The sequence below is a fragment of the Nocardia sp. NPDC057663 genome, from assembly GCF_042799895.1.
Lineage (GTDB): Bacteria > Actinomycetota > Actinomycetes > Mycobacteriales > Mycobacteriaceae > Nocardia.
Genome location: NZ_JBHVHX010000001.1, coordinates 822,878 through 837,871, shown reverse-complemented (window position 1 = coordinate 837,871; position 14,994 = coordinate 822,878). Strand labels below are relative to the sequence as shown.

Genomic DNA, 14,994 nt, shown 5'->3' with positions numbered 1-14,994 from the left:
TACCCGCCGTTTACGATGTCTGGATGCTAGTCGAACATCCGTGCGCCGCTGCGGGGGGTGCCGCCCTCCGGAACCGTCTCCGTGAGCCACGCACACTCGCCGTCGTCGGGGTGTCGTCGGTGCTCGCACTGCTCATCGGATTGCAGATCGCCGCGACCGTCAACGGTTTCGACGGACCGCTGGCGAGTCTGGCCCGCGACTACATCGGGACACCGAAGTCGATGTCGGTGCCGTGGGCCGGGCTGGTGCTCGCGCTGGTCGGGGTGAACGCGCGCAGGCGGATGTTCGCGGTGTTCGCGGCGATCGGGATCGACGCGGTGTGCGCCGCGCTGCGGGTGCTCGACGGCAAACCGTTCACGGTCGGCAACGGGCCGACGATCGTCTTGACCGTGCTCGCGATCGTCGCGGCGGTGTCCTGGAGCGGTCGCGAACGCACGGATGCGTTGAAGGCGGCGGCGCTGGGCGCGCTGCTCGTGCTCGCCACCAAGGTCGGTGACGTGTGGTTGCACGTCACCTCGGCGGTGCGGCCCGCGGTGCTCGACGAATATCTGCTGCTCGCCGATCACGCGCTCGGTGATCCGTCGTGGGTTCTCGGCCGGGTGCTGGATGTGCTCGGGCCCGAGGTGTACGCGGTGCTGCACTGGGTGTACATCGAGCTGCCGGTGGCGGCGATCGTTGTCGCGGTGTGGCAGTTGCGCAAGGTCGTCCCGACCGGGGAGTGGCCGACGCACTACCTGGTTCGGACGTTCCTGGTGCTCGGGCTGGTCGGTCCGCTGTTCTATGTGCTGTTTCCCGTCGTCGGGCCGATGTTCGCGTTCGGCGCGGACGGGCACGGTTTCCAGGTGGGCAACTTCTGGCCGACCGCGCTGCCGCCGATCGACCACAGCCCGGCGGCGCTGCCGTTCGACGCGTTCACCCCGCGCAACTGCATGCCGTCGATGCACACCGCGTGGGCGCTGTCGCTGTTCATCCACACCCGCCGCGATATCGACGGTTCCCGCGCGCCCGCCTGGTTGCGCTGGGGTGGCGCGTTCTGGCTGGTCGCGACCGTGGCCGCCACGCTCGGATTCGGTTACCACTACGGTGTCGACCTGGTGGCGGGCGCGGTGCTGTGCCTGACCGTCGAGTCGGCGCTGCGGGCGCCCGAACGCGGCTGGGGTGCGTTCCGGGTGCAGATGGTCGGCTTCGGCGCGGTCGCCTTCGCGGGGCTGCTGCTGTCCTACCGGTACCTCGCGGTGCCGATGGCGGAGTATCCGGTGCTCGCGGGCGCGATCGTCATCGGGCTGCTGGCCGCGGTGGCCGCCGCGTTCCATGCCACCTGGTTCGCCACGGCGCCCCGGCCCGAGATGGCGCCGGTGCGGGTGGCCGGTTAATCGTCGGCGGCGCTACCCAGTTCGTTGATCCGCAGCAGGCCGTCGCGGTGGCGCTGTTCGCGGTAGGCGGTGCGGCCGATGAGGTGGGCGATGACCGGTGCGGTGAGGATGGTGAACAGGCCGGTCAGCACCAGCATCCACACATTGACGTCGTTCCTGATGTCGATCCCGGTACCGGCGAGGACCAGGACCAATCCGACCACCTGGGGCTTGGTCGCGGAGTGCATGCGGGTGAGGGTGTCGGGGAACCGCACGATGCCGATGGCGGCGGTGAACGCGAGCGCGCAGCCGGTCAGGATCAGCACGGCCGAGACCCATTCCCAGGCCGTCATCGGTCGTCCCTGACACGGAAGCGCGACACCGCGGCCGAGCCGAGGAACCCGACCAGGGCCAGCGCGACGATCGCCGGGATCACCGTGGTGTCGTTGCTGTAGGCGGCCCAGACCGCGAGCCCGGCGGCGGCGATGGCCATCAGCGAGTCGATCCCGACGACCCGGTCCAGGGTGCTCGGGCCCGCCAGCACCCGGTAGCTGGTGATGACCGCGGCCGCGGTGAGCAGGATGCCGGCGATGATGGCGACGACGGTCACGGCCGCTCCTCCGGATCGAGGCGTCTGCGTTCGCTCGGCCGTTCGAAGGCGTTGATCAGCAGATGCTCCAATCGCCGTGTGGTGCTGTAGAACTTCTGCACCGACTTCTCACTGCCCACGTCGAGCACGTGGACATAGACCACGCACCGCGCCCGGTCCAGCTCGAGCACCATGGTGCCCGGGATCAGGTTGAGCAGGTCGGTCGCGATCACCAGCACCAGATCGGACTGGATGCCCAGGTGCACCCGGAGCACGCCGGACACGGGTGGTCCGGCGGGCCGGATGGCGAACCACGCCACCTGCAGGCTCGATTCGAGCGCGTAATAGGTGCTCACCACGATCAATTCGAGGAACGACAGGGGGTGGAAGCGCCCGGTCACCGGGACCAGCGGCAGCGGCAGCGCGAAGACGACGATCAGCGCGACCACGAAACCGGCGATGACATTGGCCGCGCTGAGGTCACCCCACAGCGCGACCCACACCCAGGTCAACCACGCGAGCACGCCGACCCGCAGCACGTTGTCCCGGTTGACCAGCATCCCGAGCGTGTTCATCGCGCCTCCGGTCCGAGCACCGAGTCGATGTATACCGACGGGTCGTCCAGGTCGGCGGCCGCGCGCTCGGCGATGCCGAGAATCGGCCCGGCGAGCACGGTCAGCGCGAGTCCGGCGGCGACGAGGCCGGTGGTCGCGAGCACCATGAGCACCGGCATCCGGCCGGGGTCGGTGCGGTCCTCGTAGTGCACATCGGTCGAATCCTCCACCAGGGTCGGTGGTTTCGCCGCGGTGAGATGACCCTCCGGCGCTTCCTCGCGCGGCCGCCAGAAGGCTTTGCTCCACACCCTGGCCACCGCGTACAACGTCAGCAGGCTCGTGACGACCGAGCCCGCGACGAGCACCCAGGCCAGCACGCTGCCGTCGGCGGCGCCCGCCTCCAGCAGGGCGAGCTTGCCGATGAACCCCGAGAACGGCGGAATACCACCGAGATTCAGCGCGGGCACCAGGAACAGCACGGCCAGCAGCGGGCTCGCGGTGGCCAGCCCGCCGATCCGGCGCAGCGACACCGAGCCGGCCTGGCGCTCGATGAGGCCGACGGCGAGGAACAGCCCGGTCTGCACCAGGATGTGGTGGGCGACGTAGAAGACCGCGCCGGTCAGGCCCGCCGTGGTGGCCAGGCCGATACCGAAGACCATGTAGCCGATGTGGCTGACCAGGGTGAACGAGAGCAGCCGCCGGATGTCGGTCTGCGCGATCGCGCCGAGGATGCCGACCAGCATCGTCGCCAGCCCGCACACGAGCAGGATGTCGTCGAACGCGCCATCGGGGAACCACAGGGTGTGGGTGCGGATGATCGCGTACACACCGACTTTGGTGAGCAGACCGGCGAAGACGGCGGTCACCGGCGCCGGGGCGGTGGGGTAGGAGTCGGGCAGCCAGCTCGACAGCGGGAACACCGCCGCCTTGATCCCGAACGACACCAGCAGCACCGCGTAGCAGGCGGTGCGCACACCACTCGGCGTCGCTTCCAGCCGCACGGCCAGTTGCGCGAGATTCAGTGTCCCCGTAGCGGCGTAGGTGATGCCGATGCCGATCAGGAAGATCAGCGACGAGACCATCGACACCATCACATAGGCGATGCCGGTGCGGATGCGTGCCTCGGTGGCGCCGACGGTGAGCAGCACGAACGACGCCACGAGCAGGACCTCGAAGCCGACGAACAGGTTGAACAGGTCACCGGCCAGGAACGCCGTCGACACTCCCGCGGTCAGCACCAGGTAGGTGGGCCGGTAGATCGAGGTCGGCTGATGCTCGTCGCCGTCGGAGATGTTCTGTCCCGCACCGTAGATCGACACCGCCAGCAGCACGAACGCCGACACCAGCAGCATCGCCGCCGAGAGCCGGTCGACCACCAGGGTGATGCCGATCGGGGTCGGCCAGCCGCCCACCTGCACCGCGGTGGTGCCGTCGCGGTCGGCCAGGTACAGCAGCAGCGCGCTGACCACCAGCACGCACGACAGCGCGCTCAGCGAGATCATCGCCTGTAGCCGGGGGCGGCGGCCGAACACCAGCGTCGCCGCGGCGCCGAGCAGCGGGACCAGTACCGGCAGCGCGGCGATGGCGGGCAGCAGCTCCGAAGACAGGGTCACTGTTCGGGATCCTCCTGTTCCCGCCGGGCGGCGATCTGGGCGTCCTCGGGGTCGTTGTGCACATCCTCGGTGGTGGTCAGCATGTAGGAGCGGTAGGCGAGGGCGAGCACGAACGCGGCCAGCCCCATGGTGATCACGATCGCGGTGAGCACCATCGCCTGGGCCAGCGGATCGGCCATGCCGTCGTGCGCGGTGTCGGAACTGCCCAGGATCGGCGGTTTCCCGTCCGGGCCGCCCATGGTGAGGATCAGCAGGTTCACCGCGTTGCCGAGCAGGATCATGCCGAGCAGCATCTTCGAGACGATCCGCTCGAGCAGCAGGTAGACCCCGCACGCGGTGAGCGCGCCGATGGTGATCAGCAGAATCAAGTTGGCGCTCATGCCTGCACCTCGCTGCCGCTCGGCTCCGGCATGACCGCCAAGGCGGCCGTGTTTATCAGCCGCTCGCTGCGCTCGCTCATGCGAGTTCCTTGTCCAAGCGGGCGCCGAGGCTGCGCAGCACGTCGAGTGCCAGCCCGACCACGACCAGGTAGACGCCGAGGTCGAAGAACAGCGCGGTGACCAGCTTGATGTGGCCGATAACCGGCAGCGTCACCTCGACGATCGCCGAGGACAGCGGTGGCGCGCCGAGCAGCAGTGACGCTGTCGCGGTGCCCGCGGCCAAGGTTAGCCCGGCGCCGAGCAGGTGCCCGGCGTCCACCGGCAGCGCCTCGCCGAGTTCGTAGCGACCGCCCGCCAGATAACGCAGGGTCAGAGCGAGCCCGGCGATCAGGCCGCCCGCGAAGCCGCCGCCGGGGGCATTGTGGCCGGCGAAGAAGAAGTACACCGACAGCACCATGATGGTGGGGAAGATCAGGCGGGTGGTGATCTGCAGGACCATCGAGCGTTCGCGCCGGTCGACCAGCCGGGCCGCGGGCAGCCAGCTCACCGCGTCGGGGTCGTAGTGGGGTGAGTCGGCGGCGCGGGGCGCGCTGCCGAAGCGGCGACTGCGGAACACCAGCGAGGCCACGCCGGTCGCGGCGACGACGAGCACCGAGATCTCGCCGAGGGTGTCCCAGGCGCGGATGTCGACCAGCAGCACATTGACCGCGTTCTTGCCGCCGCCGATCCGGTAGGCCGCGTCGGGAATGGCCTGCCAGATCGGTTCGCTGCGCCGGGCGGCGGTGGCGAAGGCGGCCAGGACCGCGACCGTGACCCCGACGCCGATCGCCAGCAAGGCCCGCCGGACCTTGAACGCCGTGGCCTGGTCTTCGGCGATCTCGGCGGGGAAAGCCCGCAGCACCAGCACGAAGATCACCAAAGTCAGTGTCTCGACCAGGAATTGGGTCAGGGCCAGATCGGGTGCGCCGTGCAGGGCGAAGATCACGCCGCAGCCGTAGCCGGTGACCCCGACGACGAGCACGCTGGCCAGGCGGTTGCGCAGCACCGTCGCCGCCAGCGCCATCGAGATCATGATCGCCCCGATCACCGCCTGTAACGGCGAATCCCACAGGCGCAGTTGCACTCCCGTGCGGGTACCGACCGCGAGCAGGATCGTCGGCAACACGATGAGGGTGCCGAGGATCGCGGCCTGGCTCGCGGGCAGCGAACCGGACTGCACGGTGCCGGTGATGCGCAGCGAGAGCCGGTCCATCGCGCGCAGGGCCGCGTCGTAGTTGCGGTCGGCATTGCCGAGGCGTGGGTGCGCTGGTTCGCCGATCCGGCCGCGAATCAGGAACAGCGCGGTGCCGGCCGCGACGATGAGCACCGTCAGCGCGAGCGGCCCGGTGAAGTCGTGCCACAGCGCGAGGTGGGTGTCCAGGACGCCGGGCAGTGAGGTGGCGTAGGGACTCAGCCATCGGTCGACGACCGGGGTGTCGAGACCGCCCGCCAGCCCGGCGACCGCGAGGACGGCGGGCGGGCCGAGCAGCAGCGGACCCGGCGCGTGCCAGGTCATGGCGCGTTCGGGATTCGCGGTGACACCGAAAGCGCCCCAGACGAATCGGATGCTGTAGGCCACCGTGAACGCCGACCCGACGGCCACGCCCGCCAGCACCGCCACCCGGACCGGCGTACTCAGCACCTCGGCCGACCACAGCGCGCTCAGCGCCGACTCCTTGCCGACGAACCCGAGCAACGGCGGCAACCCTGCCATGCTGCATGCCGCGATCACCGCGGTCGCGCACAGCCACGGCGCCCGCCTGCCGAGCCCGGACAGCCGGCGCAGGTCCCGCGTGCCCGCGCCGTGGTCGATGATGCCGACCACCATGAACAGGCTCGCCTTGAACAGGGCGTGCGCCACCAGCAGCGTGATGGCGGCCAATGCCGCGTCCGGCGTGCCGATCGCCATCATCGTGATCAGCAGACCCAGCTGGCTGACGGTGCCGAACGCCAGCACCAGCTTCAGATCGTGCACCTGGATCGCCCGCCAGCCCGCCAGTAGCATCGTGGCGATGCCGAGCGGCAGGAGCAGCAGGTGCCATGGCGTCGTCTGCGCGAACGCGGGCGCGAGCCGGGCCACCAGATAAACGCCCGCCTTCACCATCGCGGCGGCGTGTAGATAGGCGCTCACCGGGGTCGGCGCCGCCATCGCGCCGGGGAGCCAGAAGTGCAGTGGCACGATCGCCGATTTGCTGATCGCGCCGATCAATACGAGCGCGATCCCCACCGAGACCGCGGTCCCGGCCGGCGGTGCGGTCGCGAGCAGATCGGAGAGCAGGAAGCTGCCGTAGCGCGTCCCGAGGATGACGATCCCGACCAGCATCGCCAGCCCACCCGCGCCGGTCACCAGCAGCGCCTGGATCGCCGCCCTGCGGCTGACCGCGCGTTCGGCGTAGTGCCCGACGAGCAGGAACGACAGCACCGTCGTGATTTCCCAGAACACGTAGAGCAGCAGCATGTTGTCGCTGGTGACCAGGCCGAACATGGCGCCCGCGAAACCGATGAGCTCGGCGGCGAATACGCCGAGCCGGGCTTCGCCGCGCGCGAAATAGCGGCCACAGTAGGCCAGGATCAGCGCGCCGATGCCGAGCACGAGCACCGACATCACCGCGGCGAGCGAATCGAAGCGCAGGTCGATGTCCATCGAGATCTGCGGCGCCCATTGCGTATGCGTGCGCACGGTCGTTCCCCAGTGCGCGATCACCCAGCCGAGACTGCCGAGCGGCACCAGGGCCAGCAGGTAGAAAGCGTTGCGGCCCAGTACTCGTACGCACAGCGGGGCCACCAGCGCGGCCAGCGCGTGGACGAGAAGTACGGCGAGCAACTCTCCTCCGTCGGGTCGGTAGCGGTCGAGTAGCTCGCTCCGATCCTACGGGCGATGACGGGATGTGCGCCGGTACCGCGGATGTCACGTCGGCCATGTCGCGTGGTGCGTTGCTATGACACGGCCGTGTTTTCCGATGCGTTTTCCGATGCGGCGGGACGGATCCGGTACAGCAGGAGCAGGCCTGCCGCGGCGCCGATCGTCACGGCGAGTGCGGCCCTGGCGGGCGTGCTGTCGCCGACGGTTGTCGTGCTGGCCGGCCATCGCCGATCCCCGGTGGGAATGGACCACACGATCGACGGCAGGTACAGCGCGCCGATCCCGAGCACGGCGCTGGGCAGGTAGCTGACCCGGATCGAGCCGAGCGTGAAGCCGGCGACGCAGGTCAGCAGGATCGTTCCGGCAGTCCAGGTGTACGACCACGGGAACTGTTCGGCCATCGAGGCGAACACGCAGATCACGGCGGCGCCGAGCAGCACACCCCACGATGTCCCCCAGCGCAGCCCCGCCAGGACGGCGGCCGTGCCGACCACCAGGACGAGCACGAGATGCCAGCCGAGACCGGTGCCGTCACTGAGTGAGTCGGCCGCCGCGGCCACGCTGACCGCGATCAGGACACCGGCCCCGTCGCGGCCGGGCAGCAGGGTGGCCGCGACGAACGCGGCCACGATGGTGATCGCCACGGCGAGGGCGATCTGCCAGGAATTCCCGCGGCGACCGTCGAACTCGCGGCCGAGCCATTCGGTGGCGACCAGCAGCGACAGCGACACCACGGTGGCGGCCAAGATCGGGCCGATCGGCAGATCGGCGGCCAGGCGCGGCACGGCCGGCAGCATGATGCCGTGCCGATGGCGCAGGGTGCTTACTGCGAGCAGCACGACCGCGACGACGATCAGCCAGGCCGGGGTATACACGGACGTGTTCGCCGTCGCCGCGGAGTTCGAGGTGAACACGGCGACGACCTCGCCGTAGACGAACACCACCACCACGCCGACCGCGAAACCGGTCGCGGGCCACCGCATCCGCCACGCGCAGATTCCCAGCGCCCCGAACAGCACACCGCCGCAGAGCGAGTCGATGTAGTTCTGGGTGGTGAGCACGTCGGCCGAGGTCATCGTCCGCCCGATGTAGAAGTTGACCGCCAGCGCCGCCGCTCCGCCGGTCGCGGTGAGCCAGATCAGGCCAGGCCGGTTGATCGGCCTGGCCAGCACGGCGACGACGACGGCCACGATGAGCCCGAGCGCCGCCGCGCGCGGCACGCTGTTGAGCAGGCTGGTGATGTGGTAGGGCGAATTGTCCTCGGCGCCCGCCCCGAAGGTGAACGGCAGGAACAGCGACATTCCGGCCGCCGCGGACCCGGCGAAGGCCGTGACCGCGTCCAGACCATCCCCGATCTTGGGCACCGTTCGACGATACCGGCGCGCACCCCGCTCACCTGGGATGTCGCGATCAGCGGGCGGCGCGCCCCGGCAGCCGGGATCACGCCCTGCGCTCGGCGTACCGGCGCGGCGAACCGACCTGGTCCGCATCGAGCGACGGCCGGACGGTGCGGCGCGCGGCGGCACCGAGGATGTCGCGCGGGGCACGGCTATGGCGTGACCGCAGGCGTCGGCTCGGCGGACCGGATCCGGTACAGCAGCAGCAGCGCGGCCGCGCCGCCGATCGTGATGGCCAGCGCGGCCCGCCCGGCCGTGGGTTCGGACATCGGATCCGCGCCGGTCGGCCAGTTCCGCAGATCGGTGGGAATCGACCACAGGATCGACGGCAGGTACACCGCGCCGAGTCCGAGCACGGCACTGGGCCCGTAGCTGACCCGGATCGAGCCGAACACATACCCGGCGACCACGGCCAGCACCAGCGCGCCGACCGTCCAGACGAACGTCCACGGCAGGCGTTCGGAGAACGTGACGAACACGCAGATCGCGGCAACGCAGCACAGGGCGGCCCACGGCGAGGCCCAGCGCATGCCGGCCAGGATGCCCACGGCCGCCGCGCCGAGCACGAGCACGATCTTCCAGCCCAGGCTCGGGCCATCGATGACCGAGTCGCCCGCGGCGGCCAGGCTGACGGCGATCAGAACACCCGTCCCGTCGCGACCGGGCAGCAGGGTGGCCGCGACGAACGCGGCGATGACCGTGACCGTCACCGCGAGCGCGATGTACCAGAAGCCCCGATGGCCCTCGGCGAGCTCACGCTGGAGCCATTCGGTGGCCAGCAGCACCGACAGCGCGAGGACCGTCGCGGACACGATCGGGACCATCGGCAGATCGGCGGTGAGCGGCGGCCCGGCGGGCGGCTTGATGGTGTGCCGGTGCCGGACGGAGTTCACGGCGAGCAGCACGACAGCGGCGATGATCAGCCCCGACGGACTGTGGACGGCCCGGTCTGTCGTCGTCAACGTATTCTCGGTGACCATCGCGATCACTTCGCCGTACACGAACACCGCCACCGAGCCGAGTGCGAAACCGAATGCGGTCCACCGCATCTGCAGCGAACAGAGGCACAGGGCACCGAAGATCACGCCGCCGAACAGCGCGTTCACGTAGTTCTGGGTGGTGAGCACTTCGGCCGAGTCCATGGTGTGGCCGACAAAATAGTTGATCCCCAGCGCCGCGGTGGCGCAGGCGGCGACGAGCCAATCGAGTCCCGGCCGGATCAGCACGGCCACGACGACGGCGACGATCAGTCCGAGGGTCGTCGCGCGGGGAATGCTGTTGGCCCAGCTGGCCATCTGATAGGGGGTGTCGATCACCGAGCTGGAGCGGGAGGTGAACGGCACGAACAGTGCGATTCCCGCGATCGCGGCGCCCGCGAACGCCGAGACCGCATCCACACCATCCCCGAACGTGGCCACAGCTTGACGATACTCGCCCGAAACACCCTTCTAGCTGCGACGTCGTCGATGACGCGGTGTGGGCGTCAAGCCCGGCTCTCGGCGTACCGGCGCAACGACTCGACCTGATCGGGATCCAGCGACGGCCGGACGGTGCGACGCGCGGTGGTCACGTCGTCGGCGGTGACATCGGCCGCCGCCATGTCGCGGCGCAGGGCCGACAGCGCGGCCTCGCGCAGCAGTGCGGCACAGTCGGCGGCCGAGTAGCCGTCGAGGTCCTCGGCGAGTGCGGCCAGGTCGACGTCGCCCGCCAGCGGCACCGACCGGCCGGCGGTGCGCAGGATGTCGAGCCGGGCGGCGGCGTCCGGCGGCGGCACGAACACCAGCCGGTCCAGCCTGCCGGGGCGCAGCAGCGCCGGGTCGATCAGCTCGGGCCGGTTCGTCGCGGCGACGACCACCACGTCACGCAGCGGTTCGACACCGTCGAGTTCGGTGAGCAGCGCGGCGACCACCCGGTCCGAGACACCGGAGTCGCTGCTCTGGCCGCGGCGCGCGGCGAGCGCGTCGACCTCGTCGAGGAAGATCAGCGACGGCGCGGAATCGCGGGCGCGCTGGAACAATTCGCGGACCGCGCGCTCGGAGGAGCCGACCCACTTGTCCATCAGCTCCGCGCCCTTGACCACGTGCACGCTCAGCTGACCCGTCCCCGCCAGCGCGCGCACCAGGAACGTCTTGCCGCAGCCGGGCGGGCCGTAGAGCAGCACACCGCGCGGCGGGTCGATGCCGAGCCGGGCGAACGAATCGGGGTGGCGCAGCGGCCACAGCACCGCCTCGGTGAGCGCCTGCTTGGTCTCCACCATGTCGCCGACGTCGTCCAGGTTGAGCGAGCCGATCGCCAATTCCTCTGTCCCCGAACGCGACAGCGGCCGGATGACATCCAGCGCGCCGACCAGATCGTCCTGGGTGAGCTCCGGCTCGGCCTGGTCGCGGCTGGCCCGGCCCGCCGCCCTGACCGCCGCTTCCCGGCACAGCGCCGCCAGGTCGGCGACCACGAAACCCGGTGTCCGCGCGGCGATCACGTCGTAGTCGAGTGCTCCGGCGGGCACCTTGCGCAACAGCTGCTCCAGCAGCGCGCGCCGGACCACCGCGGTCGGCAGCGGTAGTGCCAGTTCGCGATCGCAGAGATCGGGCGCACGGAGACGCGAATCCACCTGCGCGGGATGGGCGGTCGTGGCCAGCAGGGCGACGCACGGTGCGCGCATCGCGGCCCGCAACTGGTCGAGGATGAGGGTCGCGACCGGTTCGGCCTCGTCGGGCAGCAGCGCGTCGACATCGGTGACGAGCAGGATGCCGCCCTGCCCGGCGGCGACATCGCCCACGGCCTCGGCGACCTCGCGCAACCGGGTGCCGCTCTCCATCGCGCCGACACTCGGCCCGTCGAGCTCGACGACGCGGCGCGGCGCGGCGACCGCTCGGGCCAGCGTCGCCTTGCCGGCCCCGGCCGGGCCGGTGACCAGCACGCCGAGATGAGCGGGCGCGCCGAGGGTCTTCAGCAGTTCGGGTTCGTCGAGCGCCAGGCTCAGCCACTCGGCCAGCTTGGCCGCCTGTCCCTGCACCCCCGCCAGATCCTCGACCTGGATCGGCGCGCTCCCCGAACTCACCGACACCAGATCGGCCGGGATCCCGTTCTGGTCGGCGTCGGAGTCGCGCTCCATCGCGTGCAGGATCGCGGCCGCGCCACGACCCCAGCCGACGGCCGAATTGGGTTGCACACTCACCGGTCCCGGCATCGGCTCGATCGCGGTGACGGTGAGCAGCTCGGTGGTCCAGGCGATGCCGAACGCGCGCGAGAGCGCCTGCGTCGCCGCCGCCGAACTGATGTCGGGCCCGAGATCGCGCGGCAGCAGCGACACCGTGTCGCCGACCGTCACCACCTTGCCCAGCAGTGCCTGCCGCAAGGTGGCCGCCGGAATACTGGCCGTCGCGTGCGCCGACCCGCTCAGCGAGATCTGCTTGGCGCCGTACACGGTCACCGGCGCGACGGTGACCGCCGCGTTCTCCCGCAGCCCCACATTCGACAGTGTCACGTCGTCGAGCAGCGCCACCCCCGGCGGGGTGCCCCCGGGCGCCTTCGCCACCACCGCCGCGGTCCGGCGCGCGCCGGTCAGCGCGATGCCGTCCCATTCGCGCAGGCCGAGTGCGGTGAGCGTCTCGGGATGCAGACGCACCACCCCGCGCCTGGCGTCGGCTGCCGAGGGGTTGAGCCGGGCGGTGAGCGATAGTTCAGCCACTGCCCCATTCTGCCGCGTCCCGGCGATTCCGCTCGGAGGATCAGGGATCGTTTGGCAGATCGCAAGGTCGGGCGGCGAAAGTGGCTGACATGACCAACTACGGCAACCAGCCGGTACGCTGCACCGGACGCGCCGGAGGTGCCGGCGCAACGACCCACCGGGAAATGCTGCAGATGAATCGAATCTCCCTCGTCGTCCTGGCTGCTGGGGCGCTGTGCCTGACGGTGGCCGGATGCGGTTCCGACGACACCGGCGACGCGAGCGGGCTGCGTAAGGGCACGCCGACCTCCAGCGCGAGCGCCACCACCACATCCGCCGCGAAGACGACGGCCGCGCCCGCCGCGGGCGCCGCCATCACCTGCGCGCAGTTCAAGGAGCTCGACAGCGACGGCGAGAAGCAGGCGATCGAGCAGATCCTGGCGGCCCATCCCGGCGGCCCCTTCGAGGGCAGCCCGAATGTGGCGCTCGGTACCGCGAAGCTGGTCTGCCTCGCGCCGGGCAACGCCGACAAGACCGTCGCCGAGGCCGCCGGGATCAAGCCCAGCTAGCGCAGCGGGCGTAGCCCTCGCCAGACCCGCGCATGGCCGGAGCGAAGGCGGAGGTACGCGGAGCGCTGCTCAGTGGACCAGTGACTGCCAGTTCGCGGGCACCCGGTCGGCCGGTCCGGGCGCGGGCTGATCGATCGGGTGACTGGTCGGCGCCGCGAGCTCGGGCCCGCCGCTGTACATCTCGCTGGTGGTGAAGTTGAAGAACCAGTCCTCGCCGGGCTCGTAGCTCTGCATGAACGGGTGCCCGGTCGAGGCGAAATGCTTCGACGCGTGCTGACTGGGCGAGCTGTCACAGCAGCCGACGTGCCCGCATTCCGCGCAGCGCCGCAGATGCACCCACCAGCCGCCCACGGCGTCGCACTCCGCGCAACCGGCGCCGCTGGGCGGCACCGTCGAGTTGATTCCTTCGAACTCTTCAGACATCACTGATCTCCTGTGTTCGACGGTGTGCTGTCGTTGTCCGCCTGCGGGTCCAGCGGCAAGCGGACGATGAAACGGGTGTTGCCCGGTTCGGATTCGACCCGGATATCGCCATTGTGCTTGTTGACCACGATCCGGAACGAGATGTCGAGGCCTAGTCCGGTGCCGTCGCCGACCGGTTTGGTGGTGAAGAACGGCTCGAAGATCCGGCCCCTGACCTCGGGCGGGATGCCGGGTCCGGTGTCGCCGATCTCGACGGCGGCGCAGTCGTTCTCCTTGTAGGTGCGCACGGTCAGCGTGCCGGTGCCGCCCATCGCGTAGACCGCGTTGTCGATGAGGTTGGTCCACACCTGGTTGAGTTCGGCCGCGAAGCAGGGGACCGGCGGCAGCGCCCGGTCGTAGTCCTTGACCACGCGCACGCCGTCACCGAGCTTGCGGTTGAGCATCACCAGCGTGGAGTCGAGCAGCTCGTGCAGGTCGACCACCTGATAGGGCGCGCGGTCCATCTGCGAGTACTGCTTGGCCGCGCCGACCAGGGTGGAGATGCGGGTCGTCGAGTCGGCGACCTCGTTCATCAGCAGCTCGGTCTCGATGGTGTAGTTCAGCCAGCGGATCGCGCCCTCGAACACCTGCGCCTGGCAGGCCTCCAGAGCCGCGTGCACGCCTTCGAGCCAGTCGATGTCGAGACCGGCCTGCACGAAGGTCGGCGCGAGGTTCCAGCCGTCGGCGATGCCGTGGTCGTCGAACCAGTCGGCGAGCCCGTCCTCGCGGTCGGCCGCCTCCAGTGGGGACAGCTCGGGCGCCTTGGCGACCTGCTCGGCGGCCTGCTCCTGGAGTTCGACCAGCTTCACCAACGCCTCGGGCGTGAACTTGCCCGCCGCCATCATCTTGAGCTTGTGCCGCATGCCCGCGACGCGTTCGCGCAGGCCCGCGGTGGCGCGGACGGCGGCGGCAGCCGGATTGTTGAGCTCGTGGGTCAGCCCGGCCGACAGCGAACCGAGCGCCAGCAGCCGTTCCCGCTCCGCGATCCGCTGGCTCGACTTCTGCCCGCCGAAGAACGCGCCCTCGAGCAGATGCACCGCCATCGGGAACCAGTCGGTGACCATGCGCGCGAAGTCGGCGGCCGCCAGCACGAGGAACCGGGAACGCCGCAGGACATACATCGAGCCCGCGTAGTCCTGGCTGACCTTGTCGCCGAGGTAGGCCATCCACGCGCCCGCGTACACGCCGCGGTGGTCGGTGCGGTTGAGCTCGATCTCGGTGCCGCCGGACAGCTTCGTCAGCCGCACCTCGCCGTCGATCAGCACGTAGAAGCAGGTGGCGGGCTCGCCCTCGCGGTACACCGGGCCCGGGTCGATGTACTCGATCGTGCCCGCGGCGCACAGCTGCGCCAGCTGGTCGTCGTCGAGTTTCTCGAACAGGAACAGCGTGCGCAGTTCGTTCGGATCGCAGATCAGCATGCTGTCGGTCATCTCTGCTCCTACGCAGTATCCATGGGCATGATCGGGCGGCCTGCGTGGTCACGCTCCGCTACCGCCTCCGGCCGCTGAC

13 protein-coding genes are annotated in these 14,994 nt (G+C 70.2%); 2 read left to right on the top strand and 11 right to left on the bottom strand.

The window, feature by feature from the left end; translation table 11 throughout:
* The first annotated feature begins 23 nt into the window (after window positions 1–23).
* Window positions 24–1,373: a DUF5933 domain-containing protein gene (locus ACFVAV_RS03900; RefSeq protein WP_379029436.1), complete on the top strand. Its 1,350-nt coding sequence runs from the start codon at window positions 24–26 to the stop codon at window positions 1,371–1,373.
* Here the strand turns inward: ACFVAV_RS03900 and mnhG are convergent.
* From mnhG to ACFVAV_RS03855, 9 genes are all read right to left on the bottom strand, one after another.
* Window positions 1,370–1,705, bottom strand: a complete 336-nt coding sequence (gene mnhG / locus ACFVAV_RS03895) for a monovalent cation/H(+) antiporter subunit G (protein ID WP_379029433.1) — start codon at window positions 1,703–1,705, stop codon at window positions 1,370–1,372. The genes ACFVAV_RS03900 and mnhG overlap by 4 nt on opposite strands.
* Complete coding sequence (locus ACFVAV_RS03890; RefSeq protein WP_189025197.1) at window positions 1,702–1,962, bottom strand: monovalent cation/H+ antiporter complex subunit F; 261 nt, start codon at window positions 1,960–1,962, stop codon at window positions 1,702–1,704. Before ACFVAV_RS03890 ends, mnhG begins: the two co-directional genes overlap by 4 nt.
* On the bottom strand, window positions 1,959–2,516 hold the full coding sequence (locus ACFVAV_RS03885; protein WP_379029429.1) for a Na+/H+ antiporter subunit E: 558 nt from the start codon (window positions 2,514–2,516) through the stop codon (window positions 1,959–1,961). The genes ACFVAV_RS03890 and ACFVAV_RS03885 overlap by 4 nt, the downstream gene beginning before the upstream one ends.
* Window positions 2,513–4,108: a Na+/H+ antiporter subunit D gene (locus tag ACFVAV_RS03880; protein ID WP_379029426.1), complete on the bottom strand. Its 1,596-nt coding sequence runs from the start codon at window positions 4,106–4,108 to the stop codon at window positions 2,513–2,515. The genes ACFVAV_RS03885 and ACFVAV_RS03880 overlap by 4 nt, the downstream gene beginning before the upstream one ends.
* Complete coding sequence (locus ACFVAV_RS03875; protein ID WP_379029423.1) at window positions 4,105–4,488, bottom strand: Na(+)/H(+) antiporter subunit C; 384 nt, start codon at window positions 4,486–4,488, stop codon at window positions 4,105–4,107. The genes ACFVAV_RS03880 and ACFVAV_RS03875 overlap by 4 nt, the downstream gene beginning before the upstream one ends.
* A 76-nt stretch (window positions 4,489–4,564) precedes the next feature.
* On the bottom strand, window positions 4,565–7,351 hold the full coding sequence (locus ACFVAV_RS03870) for a Na+/H+ antiporter subunit A (RefSeq protein WP_379029420.1): 2,787 nt from the start codon (window positions 7,349–7,351) through the stop codon (window positions 4,565–4,567).
* A 113-nt stretch (window positions 7,352–7,464) separates the two neighbouring features.
* A complete protein-coding gene (locus tag ACFVAV_RS03865; protein WP_379029417.1) occupies window positions 7,465–8,754 on the bottom strand; it encodes a hypothetical protein in 1,290 nt (429 codons plus the stop codon).
* A 185-nt stretch (window positions 8,755–8,939) separates the two neighbouring features.
* A complete protein-coding gene (locus ACFVAV_RS03860; RefSeq protein ID WP_379029415.1) occupies window positions 8,940–10,205 on the bottom strand; it encodes a hypothetical protein in 1,266 nt (421 codons plus the stop codon).
* A 65-nt stretch (window positions 10,206–10,270) separates the two neighbouring features.
* On the bottom strand, window positions 10,271–12,475 hold the full coding sequence (locus ACFVAV_RS03855; RefSeq protein WP_379029412.1) for an AAA family ATPase: 2,205 nt from the start codon (window positions 12,473–12,475) through the stop codon (window positions 10,271–10,273).
* Between the two features lie 89 nt (window positions 12,476–12,564).
* On the opposite strand from ACFVAV_RS03855, the gene ACFVAV_RS03850 reads away from it, so the two are divergent.
* Window positions 12,565–13,023, top strand: coding sequence for a hypothetical protein (locus tag ACFVAV_RS03850; RefSeq protein ID WP_379029410.1), 459 nt, complete (start codon window positions 12,565–12,567; stop codon window positions 13,021–13,023).
* Window positions 13,024–13,092: 69 nt separating this feature from the next.
* Here the strand turns inward: ACFVAV_RS03850 and ACFVAV_RS03845 are convergent, their stop codons facing one another.
* Both ACFVAV_RS03845 and ACFVAV_RS03840 read right to left on the bottom strand, forming a co-directional pair.
* Window positions 13,093–13,446 carry a UBP-type zinc finger domain-containing protein gene (locus ACFVAV_RS03845; RefSeq protein WP_379029407.1) on the bottom strand — a complete coding sequence of 118 codons (354 nt, stop codon included), beginning with the start codon at window positions 13,444–13,446 and terminating at the stop codon, window positions 13,093–13,095.
* On the bottom strand, window positions 13,446–14,915 hold the full coding sequence (locus ACFVAV_RS03840) for an ATP-binding protein (RefSeq protein WP_379029404.1): 1,470 nt from the start codon (window positions 14,913–14,915) through the stop codon (window positions 13,446–13,448). Before ACFVAV_RS03840 ends, ACFVAV_RS03845 begins: the two co-directional genes overlap by 1 nt.
* Between the last annotated feature and the right edge of the window lie 79 nt (window positions 14,916–14,994).